The sequence below is a fragment of the Streptomyces odontomachi genome (assembly GCF_024435355.1).
In the GTDB taxonomy this organism is placed as follows: Bacteria; Actinomycetota; Actinomycetes; order Streptomycetales; family Streptomycetaceae; genus Streptomyces; species Streptomyces odontomachi.
The window spans coordinates 1-14,991 of record NZ_JAMJWG010000037.1; the positions used below are offsets into that span (position 1 = coordinate 1).

13 protein-coding genes and 1 pseudogene are annotated in these 14,991 nt (G+C 72.9%); 7 read left to right on the forward strand and 7 right to left on the reverse strand.

Annotation, left to right across the window (positions count from 1 at the left end; all coding sequences use genetic code 11):
• Positions 1–7: 7 nt before the first annotated feature.
• The 3 genes from NQO67_RS40705 to dprE1 all read right to left on the reverse strand — a co-directional run bounded on the left by NQO67_RS40705 (position 8) and on the right by dprE1 (position 2,976).
• Positions 8–421, reverse strand: coding sequence for a VOC family protein (locus tag NQO67_RS40705; protein ID WP_255955616.1), 414 nt, complete (start codon positions 419–421; stop codon positions 8–10).
• Positions 422–623: 202 nt separating this feature from the next.
• Positions 624–1,400, reverse strand: coding sequence for a decaprenylphospho-beta-D-erythro-pentofuranosid-2-ulose 2-reductase (gene dprE2, locus NQO67_RS40710; protein ID WP_255955618.1), 777 nt, complete (start codon positions 1,398–1,400; stop codon positions 624–626).
• Positions 1,401–1,515: 115 nt separating this feature from the next.
• On the reverse strand, positions 1,516–2,976 hold the full coding sequence (gene dprE1 / locus NQO67_RS40715; protein ID WP_255955619.1) for a decaprenylphosphoryl-beta-D-ribose oxidase: 1,461 nt from the start codon (positions 2,974–2,976) through the stop codon (positions 1,516–1,518).
• Between the two features lie 142 nt (positions 2,977–3,118).
• On the opposite strand from dprE1, the gene NQO67_RS40720 reads away from it, so the two are divergent.
• Genes NQO67_RS40720 through NQO67_RS40730 form a run of 3 tightly spaced genes read left to right on the forward strand, consistent with a single transcriptional unit; the run spans position 3,119 to position 5,393 of the window.
• On the forward strand, positions 3,119–3,724 hold the full coding sequence (locus NQO67_RS40720; RefSeq protein ID WP_308295745.1) for a phosphatase PAP2 family protein: 606 nt from the start codon (positions 3,119–3,121) through the stop codon (positions 3,722–3,724).
• Positions 3,717–4,844, forward strand: a complete 1,128-nt coding sequence (locus NQO67_RS40725) for a decaprenyl-phosphate phosphoribosyltransferase (protein ID WP_255955620.1) — start codon at positions 3,717–3,719, stop codon at positions 4,842–4,844. The genes NQO67_RS40720 and NQO67_RS40725 overlap by 8 nt, the downstream gene beginning before the upstream one ends.
• Before the next feature lie 12 nt (positions 4,845–4,856).
• On the forward strand, positions 4,857–5,393 hold the full coding sequence (locus NQO67_RS40730; RefSeq protein WP_255955621.1) for a GtrA family protein: 537 nt from the start codon (positions 4,857–4,859) through the stop codon (positions 5,391–5,393).
• Between the two features lie 371 nt (positions 5,394–5,764).
• Here the strand turns inward: NQO67_RS40730 and NQO67_RS40735 are convergent, their stop codons facing one another.
• Positions 5,765–7,027 carry a D-alanyl-D-alanine carboxypeptidase family protein gene (locus NQO67_RS40735; RefSeq protein ID WP_255955622.1) on the reverse strand — a complete coding sequence of 421 codons (1,263 nt, stop codon included), beginning with the start codon at positions 7,025–7,027 and terminating at the stop codon, positions 5,765–5,767.
• A 542-nt stretch (positions 7,028–7,569) separates the two neighbouring features.
• Between NQO67_RS40735 and NQO67_RS40740 the strand changes: the two genes are divergently transcribed.
• The 3 genes and pseudogenes from NQO67_RS40740 to NQO67_RS40750 all read left to right on the forward strand — a co-directional run.
• Complete coding sequence (locus NQO67_RS40740; RefSeq protein WP_255955623.1) at positions 7,570–8,436, forward strand: GH25 family lysozyme; 867 nt, start codon at positions 7,570–7,572, stop codon at positions 8,434–8,436.
• A gap of 366 nt (positions 8,437–8,802) precedes the next feature.
• Positions 8,803–9,669: a GH25 family lysozyme gene (locus NQO67_RS40745; RefSeq protein ID WP_255955624.1), complete on the forward strand. Its 867-nt coding sequence runs from the start codon at positions 8,803–8,805 to the stop codon at positions 9,667–9,669.
• A 174-nt stretch (positions 9,670–9,843) separates the two neighbouring features.
• Positions 9,844–10,071 (forward strand): annotated as a pseudogene (locus NQO67_RS40750) (SCO4848 family membrane protein); the annotation flags it as partial.
• A 578-nt stretch (positions 10,072–10,649) separates the two neighbouring features.
• Here NQO67_RS40750 and NQO67_RS40755 read toward each other — a convergent pair.
• The 3 genes from NQO67_RS40755 to NQO67_RS40765 form a co-directional block, all read right to left on the reverse strand.
• Positions 10,650–11,291, reverse strand: coding sequence for an MmgE/PrpD family protein (locus NQO67_RS40755; RefSeq protein ID WP_255955625.1), 642 nt, complete (start codon positions 11,289–11,291; stop codon positions 10,650–10,652).
• A complete protein-coding gene (locus NQO67_RS40760) occupies positions 11,288–12,763 on the reverse strand; it encodes an MmgE/PrpD family protein (protein ID WP_305126895.1) in 1,476 nt (491 codons plus the stop codon). Before NQO67_RS40760 ends, NQO67_RS40755 begins: the two co-directional genes overlap by 4 nt.
• A 372-nt stretch (positions 12,764–13,135) precedes the next feature.
• Entirely contained in the window at positions 13,136–14,173 is a 1,038-nt protein-coding gene (locus NQO67_RS40765) for a LysR family transcriptional regulator (RefSeq protein WP_255955627.1), read from the reverse strand.
• A 229-nt stretch (positions 14,174–14,402) separates the two neighbouring features.
• Between NQO67_RS40765 and NQO67_RS40770 the strand changes: the two genes are divergently transcribed.
• Positions 14,403–14,879 carry a tetratricopeptide repeat protein gene (locus tag NQO67_RS40770; RefSeq protein ID WP_255955628.1) on the forward strand — a complete coding sequence of 159 codons (477 nt, stop codon included), beginning with the start codon at positions 14,403–14,405 and terminating at the stop codon, positions 14,877–14,879.
• Positions 14,880–14,991: the final 112 nt, after the last annotated feature.

Consider the following 14,991-nt stretch of genomic DNA (forward strand, 5'->3'; position numbering starts at 1 on the left):
CCCCGTGCTAGCCCCGCGGCTCGCTGATGTCGACCATCCACGGCACGCCGAACCTGTCCACGCACATGCCGAACTCGTCGCCCCAGGCCTGCTTCTGCATGGGCATCGTGATGCTTCCGCCCTCGGACAGCCGCTCCCAGTAGCCGCGCAGCCGGTTGGCGTCGTCGCCGCTGAGGCTCACCGAGGAGCCCGCCATGGGCCGGTACTCCATCTGGGAGGGCACGTCGCTGGCCATGATCGTGTAGCCGGCGTCGGTCTCCAGCATGGCGTGCATGACCAGGTTCGCATCGGGCGGGTCCGTGGCGCCGAGGTCGCCGAAGGTGCTGAGGGCGAGGTCGCCGCCGAACACGCTCGCGTAGAACTCCATCGCCTGGCGGGCGTCGCCGTTGAACGTGAGGTAGGGGTTCAGCCGTGAGGACATGGTGCTCCTCCTGGGGACTGTGGATGGTGGGTGGCCGGCGGGGCGGCGGGTCCGTGTGCCGTGGAACGGGCAGTGGGATGGTGCGCCCGGAGACTCGGTCGGCCACGGTGGCGCGGGTGCGAGCCACGCTAGCGCCCGCGCACGCCGGCCCACGGACGAAACGCCGGGTCCCCGGAGACGTTCACATCGGCACCGGAGCCGTTCACATCGGCAGCCGGCGGAGGACCGGCCGTGGCGCGTGCCGCACCGCCGACATCACCAGACGCAGGGGCCCCGGCACCCACACCAGCTCCGCACGCCGTACCAACCCCGTCTCGATGGCGCGCGCCACGGCGCTTGGGGTGGTGGCGAGCGGCGCCGGTGTGCGACCCGCCGTCATCTTCGTCCGGACGAAACCGGGGCGCACCACCATCACGTGCACCCCCGTGCCGTGCAGCGCGTCGCCGAGGCCCTGGGCGAACGCGTCGAGGCCCGCCTTGCTGGAGCCGTAGATGAAGTTTGCGCGCCGGGCCCGTTCGCCGGCGACCGAGGAGAGCACCACCAGCGAGCCGTGGCCCTGGGCCTGGAGCGCCTTGGCGCACACCAGGCCGGCCGACACGGCGCCCGTGTAGTTGGTCTGGGCGACCCGTACCGCGGACAGTGGCTCGTTCTCGTCGTGTGCCTGGTCGCCGAGGACGCCGAAGGCGAGCAGCACCATGTCGACGTCTCCGGCGTCCGAGCCCGTTCCGCCCTCGGCGAAGACCTTGCCCAGCACCTCCTCGTGGGAGGCGCAGTCCAGCGCGTCGAAGGCGACGGTCCGTGCGTCGGCGCCCAGGTCGCGCAGTTGCTCGGCCGCCGCGTCCAGGGCGGGCGACGGCCGGCCGGCGAGCCACACGGTACGGGTGCGGCGCGCCACCAGCCGCCGCGCCGTGGCCAGCGCGATCTCGGAGCTGCCGCCGAGCACGAGCAGGGACTGGGGGATACCGAAGGCGTCCTTCATGGCGGGCACTCCAGGGGCGAGGGAGAAGCGCGGGGAGGGGTGGGGAGGGGAAGGCAGGGGAGGGGAAGGCAGGGGGAGGGCGGGTCCGGGGGCGGGGCCTGGCGAGGGTCCGGGCCTAGAGACCGAGCCGGCGTGACAGGTCCGAGGTGAACACGCCGTGCGGGTCGAGCCGGGCGCGCAGCTCGCGGAAGTCGGCCAGCCGTGGGTACATCACCGGCAGCAGGTCGGGGCGGAGCCGGGCGTCCTTCGCGAGGTAGACCCGGCCGTCCGCGGTGGCCACCGCCTCGTCGAGCCGGTCCAGGAACGGGCCGAGCCCGGGGAGGTCCGCCGGGATGTCGAGGGCCAGCGTCCAGCCGGGCGCGGGAAAGGAGAGCCAGCCGGGATCGGCGTCACCGAACCGTTTCAGCACCGCGAGGAACGACGGGCAGCCCTGCGCGGTGATGCGCCTCACGATCCGCCGCAGGGCCTCCTCGTGGCCGTACCCGACGACGAACTGGTACTGCACGAAGCCGCTGGGCCCGTACAGGCGGTTCCAGTGCGGGATGCCGTCCAGCGGATGGAAGAACGTGGGCAGCCGCTGGAGCTCGCCGATGCGGAGCCGGGGCGCCCTGCGGTACCAGAGCTCGTTCAGGACGCGTACGGGGCCGCGGCCCAGCAGCCCGTCCGGTACGAAGGCGGGGGCGCCCGGCAGCCGGGCGGGGCGGAAGGCCAGGGGGTCGCGCCGGGCGCGCGCGGGGAGCGCGTCGAGCGGGGCGTGATCGCCGCGAGTGAGCACGGCGCGCCCGGTCGCCGCGCCGCGCGCCAGCAGGTCGATCCAGGCCACCGAGTACCGGTAGCGGTGGTCGGTGGCGGTGAGCCGGTCCATCAGGTCGTCGAGGTCGGCGGCGCGTTCGGTGTCCACGGTCACCCAGGACGTCTCGACGGGCAGCAGCCGCACCGTCGCGGTGAGGATCGCGCCGGTCAGGCCCATGCCGCCGGCGGTGGCGTCGAAGAGCGGGGTGCCGCGTTCGACGGTGCGCACCTCGCCGTCGGCGGTGAGCAGTTCCAGGGAGAGCACATGGCGGGAGAACGAGCCGGCGCCGTGGTGGTTCTTTCCGTGGATGTCGGCGCCGATCGCACCGCCCACCGTCACATAACGAGTGCCGGGGGTCACCGGTACGAACCAGCCCAGCGGCAGCAGCACCTTCATCAGCCGGTGCAGGCTCACCCCCGCGTCGCACAGGACGAGGCCCTGCGCCGCGTCGACGACGTGGATGCGGTCGAGGCCGGTCATGTCGAGCACCTGGCCGCCGGCGTTCTGCGCGGCATCGCCGTAGGCGCGACCGAGCCCCCGTGGAATGCTCCCGCGCGCCCCGTCCCGCGCGCACCCGCGGACGATCGCGGCCACCTCCTCGTAGCTGCGCGGGCGCAGCACCCGGGCGCCGCTCGGTGCGGTACGCCCCCAGCCGGTGACGGGGACGACCGGGTGGCGGACGGTGGCATCGAGTGCGGGTGCGTCGGGTGCGTCGGGTGCGTCGGATGGGTGGGCCGTGTTCGGGGCCTTCCGGGCGGGGGCGGTGTCGGCGGAAGCAGACATGGTCAGGACCGTATAGCCGCGGTACGGGCGAATCTGATGATCCTGTGGTTTTCTGCCGAATTCATCACTGAATGGGATGGATTAACGGAGTGTCGTCCTATCGCATCGTCATCTTTTTCGGAGGGCGTAGAAGAGTCGAGCCATGCACGACCTGGATCACCGGCTGCTCGCCGCGCTGCGGGACTGCGGCGCCGACCCTCGCGTGGCCACGATCGCGCGAGCGCTTTCCGCGGGGGGTGAGCACGGCGCGCTCTGGATCGCCGGAGGCCTCGGTGCCGCCGTCGCCGACCGCGCGCAGCGCGGCGCATGGGTGCGCGGTACCGCGCTGACCGCCGCCGCACACCTGACGAGCGTGGCCCTCAAGCGCCTGGTGCGGCGCCCGCGCCCCACCCGCATCGCGCCCCTGGTACGCACCCAGGGCCGGCACTCCTTCCCCAGCTCGCACGCCACGTCGGCGGCGGCGGCCGTGGTGGCCTGCGCGGCACTGCGGCCGGCGGGCGGCGGCCTCGCCCGGGCCGTGCCGCCGGTGGCCGCTGCGGTATGCGTCTCCCGGCTGGTCGTGGGGGTGCACTACCCGTCCGACGTGGCCGCCGGTGCCGTGCTCGGTGGGCTGCTCGCCCACCTCGGCAGGCCCTGGATCACCCGGCCGCTCCCGCCCGTCGCCCACCACCGCCCTCATAGGAAGTCGCTGCGCTCCCCCAGCCCGCCTCGGCCACCTGTCCGCCCGAAAGGCCGTCCCCATGTCTGAACGCACCGTGCTCGGCCCCGGTCCCGCCCGCACCGCGGCCCCCGACCCGCCTGCGAACGGAGCCGCGAAGTCCACCGAGGCCGGGAAGCATCCCGGAGCCGGAGCCGGAGCCGGAGCCGGAGTGGGAGTGGGGGAGTGCGCCGGCGGATCCGTGCGGTCGGCCGAGTCGGGCGCCCCCTCGGTGCCAACCGCGCCAACCGCGCCCTCCGGATTCGCCCGGCTCCTCGGCCCGCGTCTCGCGCTCGGTCTGCTGAAGACCGCGCGCCCCCGCCAGTGGATGAAGAACGTGCTGGTCGGGGCGGCACCGTTGGCGGCGGGTCAGCTGTTCTCGTGGGCCGTGCTCGGGCGGCTCGCGGTGGTCTTCGTGCTGTTCACGGCCGCCGCATCCGCCGTCTACCTGATCAACGACGCACGGGACGCCACGGCCGACCGGGCCCACCCGGTCAAGCGCCACCGCCCGGTCGCCGCCGGGCAGGTCCCGGTGCCCGTCGCGTACGCGGTCGGCGGGGCGCTCGCGGTGGCGGCGCCGGCCGCCGCCGCGGTGCTGTGCACCCCGCTGGCCGCGGCGCTGCTCACCGCGTACGTCGGCATGCAACTGGCGTACTGCGCACGCCTCAAGCACGTCCTCGTCGTGGACCTCACGGTGGTCACCGTGGGGTTCGTCATGCGGACGATGAGCGGCGGCCTGGCGCTCGGCATCCCGCTGTCCCGCTGGTTCCTGATCACCACGGCGTTCGGCGCGCTGTTCATGGTCGCCGCCAAGCGGTACTCCGAGGCCGTCCAACTACCCGGCAGCGCGGGTGCGACCAGGGCACTGCTGGCCGAGTACACCACCGGCTACCTGCGGTTCGTCTGGCAGCTCGCGGCAGGCGTGGCGGTCCTCGCGTACTGCCTGTGGGCGCTGGAGGGCGGTCCCGGGGCGGCGGGGAGCGGGGCCGGGCTGCTGCCCTGGCGCCAGCTGTCCATGGTCGCCTTCATCCTCGCGATCCTGCGCTACGCCGTCTTCGCCGACCGCGGCGCCGCGGGCGAACCGGAGGACGTGGTCCTGCACGACCGCCCGCTCGCGGCCATCGGCCTGCTGTGGCTGGCGCTGTACGGACTCGCGGTCGTCGACGGGTGAGGGGCGTGACGGATGCCGATCCCGCAGACGCGAGGGGAACGGGCGACGGTGCCGGCCGGAGGCGCCCGGGTGGCACGGGAGGCGCCGGGGGCGCGGTGCGGGCTGCTCGGCGAGGTGCTCGGATTCGCCGCGGCCGGGCTCTGCGCCTACCTCACCGACCTGGCGCTGTTCGTCTGGCTGCGCGGTGCCGTGGGCCTCGGTCCGCTTCCCGCCAAGGCGCTGTCCTTCGTGGCGGCCTGCGGGATCGCCTACGCGGGCAACGCGCTGGGCCCCTACCGCGGACGCGTCGGCTCCGACTGCGGCCCGGGAGCGTTCCGTTTCCGCCGCTACGGCCTGTTCGCCGCGATCAACCTCGCCGGTGCCGTCGTCCAACTGCTCTGCCTGACCGTCACGCACTACGGGCTGGGGCTCACCTCACCGTGGGCGGACACCGTCTCCGGTGCCGGGGTGGGGATGGCGCTGGCCACGGTGCTGCGCTTCTGGGCGACGCGGACGTTCGTCTTCGGCGCGAAACCTTCGGCACGCGACCTGTCGGAGCGGGTCTCGTGAGCGGAGGGACGAGACGCAGGGCCGAAAGACGCCCCGAAAAGGGGCGCGGGGAACTGCGCGAACGACCACGACGAAACCCGCACGCCGCCACCGAGACCGCGGGGCAGAACCGGCCGCATTCCGGCCACCGGCGGATGGTCTGCCGTCCCGGCCACCGGCGGATGGTCTGCCGTCCCGGCCACCGGCGGATGGTCTGCCGTCCCGGCCACCGGCGGATGGTCTGCCGTCCCGGCCACCGGCCGACGGTCTGCCGCCCCGACCACCTGCGGATGGTCTGCCGCCCCGGCCACCGGCCGACGGTCCGCCGCCCCGACCACCTGCCGACCGCCGATCACGCGGCGGAGCCGCAGAAGGCGTGCGGGCGCCGGGCGTCAGCGGCGCGGCAGGCGGCGGACGAGTTCGGGGAGCGGCCAGCGCTTGTGGACCACGAAGGCACCGATCGCCAGGAGCACCAGCACGCCACCGACGATCGCCAGCGCGATGCCGACCCCGCTGGAGCCGTCGTCGGAGGCCTGCGCGGTGTCGGTGGCGGCACCCTTCTTGTCGCTGCCCTTGCCGTCGCTGGAGGCGTGCTTGCCCGCCTTGCCGCCGGAGGCCGAGGCGACGCTCTTCGGGGGCACCAGTGCACCGACCGGGGTGACCTTGCCGGTCGCCTTGAAGCCCCAGTCGAGGAGGCGTGCCGCCTCCTGGTAGACCGGCAGGATGCCGCCGGCCGACGGGTGCATCACCGTGACGAGCAGCACATGGCCGTCGCGCTCGGCGACGCCGGTGTAGGTCGCGCCCGCGTTCGTGGTGTTGCCGTTCTTGACGCCCGCGATGCCCTCGTACGGGCTGAGTCCGGCGTCACCGGTGAGCAGCCGGTTGGTGTTCTGGATCTCGAACGACCCGCGGGTCTTCTTGCCGTGCTTGCCCTTCTTCGTCTCGCCCGGGAACTGCGCCCGTACCGTCGAGCAGTAGTCGCGGAAGTCCTTCTTCTGGAGCCCGGAGCGGGCGAACAGGGTCAGGTCGTACGCGGACGACACCTGGTGCGGCTCGTCGTAGCCGTCGGGGCTGACCACGGTCGTGTCGTCGGCCTGCAACTCGTCGGCGTGCTTCTGCATGTCCTGCACGGTCTTCGGCACGCCGCCGTTCATGGCCGCGAGGACGTGCACCGCATCGTTGCCGGAGCGCAGGAAGACACCCAGCCACAGGTCGCTGACCTTGTAGGTCTCGTTCTCCTTGACGCCGACCAGGCTGGAGCCCTCGCCCATCCCCGCCAGGTCCGAGAGCGCCACCTTGTGTTCCTCGGTCTTCGGGAACTTCGGCAGCAGGGTGTCGGCGAAGAGCATCTTCAGGGTGCTGGCGGGCGGCAGCTTCCAGTGCGCGTTGTGCGCGGCCAGCACCTCGCCCGACTCGGCGTCCGAGACGATCCAGGACCGTGCGGTCACGTCCTTCGGCAGGACCGGGGCGCCGGACCCCAGCTCGACCTGCGTGCCCTGCTGGCCGAGCCGTGCTCCGCCGATGGTCGACATCGACGCCGGCGGTTTCGCGTTGCTCCAGTCGGGGTCGCCGCTTGCCAGCGCGGGCGTGACGGCCGGGGCGGACAACAGGGCGGTGGCGCAGGCCACAACGGCAATCTTCTTCAAGGCAGGCACGATCGAGAACGTACACGGCCACCGGGCCGTCGTCGCCGTCGCGGTGGCCATTTCCAGCCCCTGTCCGCACGGCGTGCCCTGCCCGTCGGCCATCCGGCGGCAGGGCACCGCCCGACGGGCGTTCACCACCCGACGGCCGTCCGCCGCCGTGCGGGCGCGCCGCCCCCCGCCCGCGACCTCGCGGGCGTCCTCAGGCTCCCGGCCATGGGGGCGACGAGGCCCCTGGCCGGGATGTGGAACAGGTTTCAACCACTGAAAGTTTTTGCCGTCCGTGGACCGTCACCGCAGCTCCACGGATTCTTCGCTGGGCTAGACCACAGGGCATGCGTGAAACCTCTTTACCGCGGGGACGATTCATGCGTCACTCATGACGCGTCTACGTCAAAGACACAGACCTCGCACAGCATCACCCAAGCATGCACAGCACCGCCCGGCACGCCCTCGTCCCCACACATCACTGACGTGCTCAGGAGGAAGCTTTGCTCTCTCGTAGACCCCCCACGCCGAGAGGCAGAAAAGGGAGAAGAGACAGAACCGGCGCCGTGGCGCTCGCCGCCGGTGCGACCGGCGTCGCCCTGCTGACCGCCGCGGGCCCGGCCCTCGCGGCGCCACAGGCGGCACCGGCACCGCAGGCGGCGCGGGCCTCGCAGGCGGCGCATGCGCCACAGACGCCGGCACCGTCCGGCAGCTCCCTGCCGGTCGGCTCGGGGTACATGGGTGTGGGGTACCGGGCGGACACCGACGGCGACGCGCTGGGGCCGCTGTCCAGCAGCGGCGGTGTGCAGGGCATCGACGTGTCGCACTACCAAGGGTCGATCAGCTGGGCGAAAGTGAAGGCCGCCGGGATCCAGTTCGCCTGGATCAAGGCGACCGAGGGGACTTCGTACAAAGACCCGCAGTTCAACGCCAACTACCTGCACGCGTACAACAACAAGGTGATCCGCGGCGCGTACCACTTCGCGCGCCCGGACGTCTCCGGCGGCGCGGCACAGGCGAAGTACTTCGCCGGCCACGGTGGCGCCTGGTCCAGGGACAACCTGACCCTGCCCGGTGTCCTGGACATCGAGGGCAGCTGCTACGGGAAGTCCACCTCGGCGATGCGCACCTGGATCACCGACTTCTACAAGACCTACAAGGCCAAGACCGGCCGGGACATCGTGATCTACACCAGTGCCAGCTGGTGGAACGGCTGTACCGGCAAATGGGGCGGCATGTCCGCCAAGAGCCCGCTGTGGGCGGCCCACTGGACCTCGGCGGCCAGCCCGACCATCCCGGCCGGGTTCCCGTTCTGGACGCTCTGGCAGTACACCAGCACGGGCAAGGTCGGCGGAGTGTCCGGAAGCGTGGACCGTGACAAGTTCAACGGCACCCGGGCCCGGCTGCTGGCGCTTGCCAACAACACCTCCTGACTGCTCGGGAGGCCCCCGGAACACCTCCTGGGGCCTCCCGGGACCCGCCCGGACCCGAGCAGACCTGCTGTCCGAACCGCCGGAACTCCCCCGAGCCCCGGCACCTGCGGCAGCCCCGGGCAACCCCCCGCCTCCGGACGGCCGACGGTCTTCCGCACCGCCCGGAGGCTACGCGAGTAGATCCACCGAGCACCCCCAGCACCACCCCAGCACCACTCCCAGTACCGCCCGCACGGTTCCACCCCGCTCCACCCCGGCTCCACCCCGCTCCACCCCCCAAAAAAAGCTCCACCCCCACCTCAGTCCCTCTCACACCGGAAGTGCCAGGAGGCAGCCTTGTTCTCCCCGTTCCTTTCCTCGAAGGCCATGCAGCGAAGACTCTCCATCGTGGGTGCGATAGGCGCGAGCGTCGCGCTGACGCTCACCATGGCGGCCGGCTCGGCCTCCGCCAAGCCCCTGCCGTCCGGTAAGGCCGTGCCCCTGGGCCAGGGCTACGCGGGCGTCGGCTACATCCAGGACATGAAGGACTTCAAGCCGGAGAAGGGCGAGGTGAAGACCGGTTCCGCCACCGAGGGCGTGCTCGGCCCGAACCTCATGGCGTACCCGGCCGGCGTCGACGTCTCCCACTACCAGGGCTCCATCAACTGGAGCTCGGTGAAGGGCGCGGGCATCCAGTTCGCCTGGATCAAGGCGACCGAGAGCACCAACTACAAGGACCCGCAGTTCAACGCGAACTACCTCAACGCGTACAACGCCAAGGTGATCCGCGGCGCCTACCACTTCGCGCAGCCGGGCTCCTCGAGTGGCGCGGCCCAGGCCGACTACTTCGCGAGCAACGGCGGCGCCTGGTCCCGGGACAACCTGACCCTGCCCGGCATGCTGGACCTGGAGGGCACCTGCTCCGGCCTGTCGCAGGGCTCGATGCAGTCGTGGATCCTCTCGTTCTACAACGAGTACAAGGCCCGTACCGGCCGTGACATGGTCATCTACACCAGCCCGAGCTGGTGGAGCTCCTGCACCGGCGGCTGGAGCGGCATGTCGTCCAGGAGCCCGCTGTGGGTCGCGCACTGGACCACCGCGTCCAGCCCGACCGTCCCGTCCGGGTTCCCGTTCTGGACGATCTGGCAGTACACCGACGCCGGCTCGGTGAGCGGCATCTCGGGCGCCGTGGACCGCGACCGGTTCAACGGCGACAGCTCGCGGCTGCTGGCCCTGGCCAACAACACCGCGTGAGCAACGGCACTCCGGCACCTCGTGATCAGCGGCTGAGCTGATCGGACCCAGGAGAGCCCCCCGGCGGGGCCGGCCACGGACCGGCCCCGCCGGGGTTCCTCATGTCCCCGGCGGGACGCTGCGGGGGCCGGCCCCTCCAGAGCGGAATCGCGGGAGTACGGCACACTGGGCGGTATGAAGCTCAGCCGCCGTGTCTCCTGGTTCCTGCTCGCCTTCGGCGCCTGGAGCTGGGTGATCTGGGTCACTTTCGTAAAGAACCTCTGGCAGGACGGCAGCGGTCTCGCCTTCGATGCTGGCCGGCCCACCGCCTATTTCTGGGTCCACCTGACGCTGGCGGTGGTCTCCTTCGTGCTCGGCACGGTGATCGGGCTGATCGGCCTGCGGGGCGTGCGTGCCCACCGCGCGGCGGCGTCCGGGGACGACGTCACCCCGTCCGTCACCCGGTCTCCAGCGGCCGCACGCCCGGCGACGGCTGAACGGGATCCTGATCAGCAGCGTCCGGCACCCACCGCGCCCCGGCCGACGTGATGAACGACAGCGCGCGGACGCTGATACCGAGGTGGTCACGTACCGCGGGTGCGGCGTAGGCGAAGGTGTTGATGTCGGCGAGCTCGAACGCGAAGCACAGGGCAAGCGTGCCCACGACCCGGCGCTGATGGCTCGACCAGGGCAACCGGTCGAGCCGGGCGAGCACATTCATTGGAACCCTCCCTGCCTTTCCTCTGATTTCGTTCGGGGTCTGGCCTCGGTTTTCGGTGTGGGTGGTCGACCTGCGGGTCGCCCCAGGGGGCGGCCCAGGGAGCGGCCCCGCAGGGCCGCCGAAAGGGGCGCGGGGAACTGCGCGACCGGCCACGACGATGGCTGCACGTCGGGCAAGGCCTGAAGTGGGTTAAAAGGGGCGCGGGGAACTGCGCGACCGGCCACGACGGCGCCGCACGTCATCACGACCAGCAAGGGCAGTTCCCGGCGCTGAGGCCCACTCAGCGCCAGCCCGTACCGGAGGACATCACCGCGAACAACCCCCGCCGCCCCTCCAACGGCTCCGCCGACGAGGTGAACCCGCACTGCGCGAGCAGCACCGCCTCCACGGCGTTCGCCGCCGCTTTGCCGAGCGCCAGCGCCTCCGCGTCGGTACCCGCCGCAGCGGTCAACCCGGCGGCCTGGGTCGCGCACAGGCCGACCGCGTGCCGCAACGTGTCCTCGTCGAGGTCGCACAGCCGGCCGGCGGCGGCGCACGCGCCGAGCTGCCCTGCGGTGGCCCGCACGTCCCAGCCCGCCGCCGAGTGCGTCGGACCGAGGGCGGCGGCCACCCGGTCGGCGACCTCGTGGCCGACGGCGACGGCGGTCGTTGCGCGCACGCCGTCGGCCAGCGCGACCGCCGCGGCACACACCGCCGTCCACGTCAGTTCGGGATCGCCGGCGACGGCCGCTGCCGCGCCCGACTCCGAGGCCGTCCACAGCGGATCCGTGGAGCCGGCGGCCAGCGCGGTGAGGGCGGCGGGCGCCCGACCGGCCGACCGGGCCCGGTGGAAGCGGGCCAGCTGCCCGGCGGCCGTGTCCAGCGCCTCCGGGGCGGGGGCGGCGGTGCGGACGTACCGGACCACCCATGCTGTCGCGTTCATACGGTCGTCCCTTCTCCGGGACCTTCGGTGGGGTGTCCCGGACCTGCGGTCGGATCTCCTGGGCCAGCGGTGGGATCTCCTGAGCCAGGGGTGGGATCTCCTGGGTCAGGGGTGGGATCTCCTGAGCCAGGGGTGGGATCTCCCGGACCATCGGCCGTCCGGATCACGGCCAGCAGCTCGTCCGGGCCCGGCGCCGCGGCGAGCCGTTCGACGGCGTCGTGGATCGGGGCGGTGGCCCCGGCTCCGAGTACGGGCTCGACCAGGCGGCGGACCTTGTCGTATAGCTCGTCGTCGGTCAGCGGGCGGGCCAGGCTGCCGCGGGCGTGCTCGATGTGGACGGTGACCGGCTCGGCGCCGGCGCGTGCCACCCGGATGAGGGCCTCGTCGCGGTTGCGTTCCGCGCTGGGCACCAGGGTGATCAGGTCACGCAGCCGTGCGGCGTCCACGGACCGCGCCCGTGCGTCGCTGAACTGCGGCAGTCCCACCTCGCCGTCCAACAGCCCGACCGCAGCGGCGTGATAGGCGCTGAAGCGCGCCTGGAGCCCGTCGGCCGGCTGGCGACGGCCCATCAGCTCGGGCACCAGCGGATGGCAGGCGACGGAGACACCGGTGATCGTGTCCGGGTCGCCGACCTGCCGCGCCGCCGCGCAGGCCGCGTCGATGACCGGGTGCGCCACGATCCCGCACGGATACGGCTTGAAGGCGTTGCGCTCCAGCTCCCAGTCGCGGTCCCAGGCGCCTTCCAGGTGGGCCCGGCGCACCGTCCCGGACAGCGCCGCGAGCCCGCGTGCGCTGAGCGGATCGGCGGGCCCCGTGCAGCCGCCGGCCGCCAGCCTGGCCGCCAACACCCCGTTCGCCGCGGCCTTGCCCGGGTGGAACGGCTTGGTCATCGAGCCGAACCCCTCACGCTGACCGACCGTCATGGTCCCCGTGAGGGCAAGGGCGTGCTCGGTCCGCTCGGCGTCCAGGCCGAGCAGCACGGCGGCGGCGACCGCGGCGCCGTAGACGCCGCAGGTGCCGGTGATGTGCCAGCCGCGGTCGTAGTGCTCCGGCGAGATGGCGTTGCCGATCCGCAACTGCGTTTCACAGCCCAGCGCGAAGGCGGTCAGGTAGCGCTCGCCCGGTACGTCGAGCTCCGGGCACAGCGACAGGACGGTGGCGAGCGTCGCGGCGCCCGGGTGGATCACCGTGGCCAGGTGCGTGTCGTCGTAGTCGTCCAGGTGCGCCGCGGTGCCCACCACCAGCGCACCCCAGTACGCGTCGATGGTCTCCCGGCGCCCGGGCAGCACGACCGAGCCGGCGGCCGCGCGCCGGGAGGCGGCGCTGAGCAGCGCTTCCACCGCGGGGATGCGGGCCGCGCCGATCGCGGTGCCCAGCACGTTGAACAGGCTTCGGCGCGCGGCCCGCGCCGCCGCACTCGGCAACGGTGCCGCTGCCGCCGTCATCAGCCGGTCGCAGAACTGAGAGGTCAGCGACCCGCAAGGGGTTGGTGCAACATGGCCGAAAAGTTAGGTACGCCGCCAAGACGGAACAACGCCAAGCACACACCAAAACCGTTGCACCCCACGCAAAGATCGCCCGAGAGAGCCCGACCGACTCCCCCCGCCCCTGGGGCTGGCCCCCGCCAGCCAGGGGCGCGGGGAACTGCGCGACCAGCCACGACGATGACTGCGGTTCGTCACCGTCCCAAGGGGGCTGCTCCTGCCGCGTGGTGGCCACCGGCCGGGAGCGGGCTGGGGGCGCAGCCCCGGTGGAGAGGGGGCGCGCCCCTGACGGGGCTACCGGGGCGTCCAGCCAGGGGCGCGGGGAACTGCGCGACCAGCCACGACGATGACTGCGGTTCGTCACCGTCCCAAGGGGGCTGCTCCTGCCGCGTGGTGGCCACCGGCCGGGAGCGGGCTGGGGGCGCAGCCCCGGTGGAGAGGGGGCGCCCCCCTGACGGGGCTACCGGGGCGTGAGCCCCGTTTCAGGGCGAGACCGTTGGCACGGGCAACCCGGGCCAACGCCCGCACGCTGTCGTGCGCGGCCCCACCCCCGGGGTAGGCGACGAAGATGGTGCGGTGGGCCGAGCTCGGCTCCCCGATGCGGAGCCGGGCGACGCGGGGATGGTGGTGGTCGTTCATCCCCTCGGGCACCACCGACACCCCCAGCCCCGCCCCCACCATCGACTCGACGAGGAACAGATCGTTCCCCTCCACGGTGACCCGCGGCACGAAACCCGCACGGGCACAGGCGTTGATCATGTGGGTGCGGCTGCTCGACCCGGGCTCCATGGCGACGAACGAACGGTCCCGCACCTCCGCCAGGTCCACCGTGCCGCGTGCGGCGAGCGGATCGTGCGCGGGCACCGCCAGCAGCAGCGACTCCGTGAACAGCGGCTGGACCACCATGTTCGGCTCGACCGGCGACACCGACGTGAACGCGACGTCGTCGTCCCCGCGCAGCAGCGCGGACACCACGGCGTTGGCCGAGCCCTGCCAGCAGCGGTACCGCAGCCCGGCCCGGTCACGTAGCAGTTCGGCCAGGACGGTCGGGACGAAGCCGAGGCCGAGGCCGAGCGAGTACGTGTGCGCGATGCGCAGCAGCCGCTGCGGCTCCCCCGCCTCGGCCAGCGTGGCGCCCACCGCGTCCACCCGCGCGCGCAGTACGCCGTGCGCCTCCCGCGCCAGCACCCACCCGCTGTGCCGCAACCGCACCCTGCGCCCCGCCTGCTCCACCAGCGGGACCTCCAGCTCGCGCTCCAGGGCCCGCACGCTGCGCTGCACGGTGGATACGCTGACGCCCAGCTCGGCGGCGGCCTCCCCGAAGTGCTCGGTCCTGGCGAACACCAGGAACACTTCGAGGTCGTCGAAGGTCACCCGGTGCGCGCGTTCCTCTGCCATGGCTGGAGTATGGCCGAAAGCGGAATTCCGTCTTCCCTGGCATTCAATGCCGCCGTCGGCCGGCGCGCGACGGGGCGGGGCCGTACCGACGCGTTGCGGCGTCCGCGGCGCGCTGTCCGCAACTGACGTGGGCCGTCAGGGCGTCCACGGAGATGGCGAGGCCGCCACGGGCCGACACCACGTGGTGGGCGTCAACCGGACGACGTGCAGCGAAAGGGGCGTGCCTGACGTGTCGCGGACATGGGTGATCACGGGTGCGGTCGTGGTGGTGGGTGCCGCGCTTCTCGCGGTGCGGGTGAGGAGAGCGCTGGGCGACCCCTTCGGGCAGGCGGAGAAAGAACTGGACAAGCGGGATCGGGCGCTACGCGAGGAGCACCCCGACACCACGGCGTTGCGGCACCGGGCCCACTACCTGAGCGAGACCGGGGACCTGGCCGGCGCCGTGGAGGTCTCCGAGCAGTTGCTGGCCGAGCGGGTGCTGGCGCTGGGCGAAGACCACCCCCAGGTCCTCACCACCCGGCACAACCTGGCCGTCCTGCGCGGGAGGGCGGGGGACGCGGCCGGCGCCGCCGAGGACTTCGAACGGCTGGTGCCCGACATGCGGCGGGTGCACGGAGCCGACTACATCTACACCGTCCTGGCGGAGCGCGCCGCCGCCCGCTGGCGGCAGGAGGCGGAGGGCGGCGGCGGCCAGGGTGCCGAGTGACGAGAGGGGCGCCGTATCCGCGCACTGCAGGCTGCCCCGCCCGCAAGGGCGCGCGCGGACGGCACCCCCGCCCCGGGCGACGTCGCCGACACCACTGGTAACGCGCCCCGCG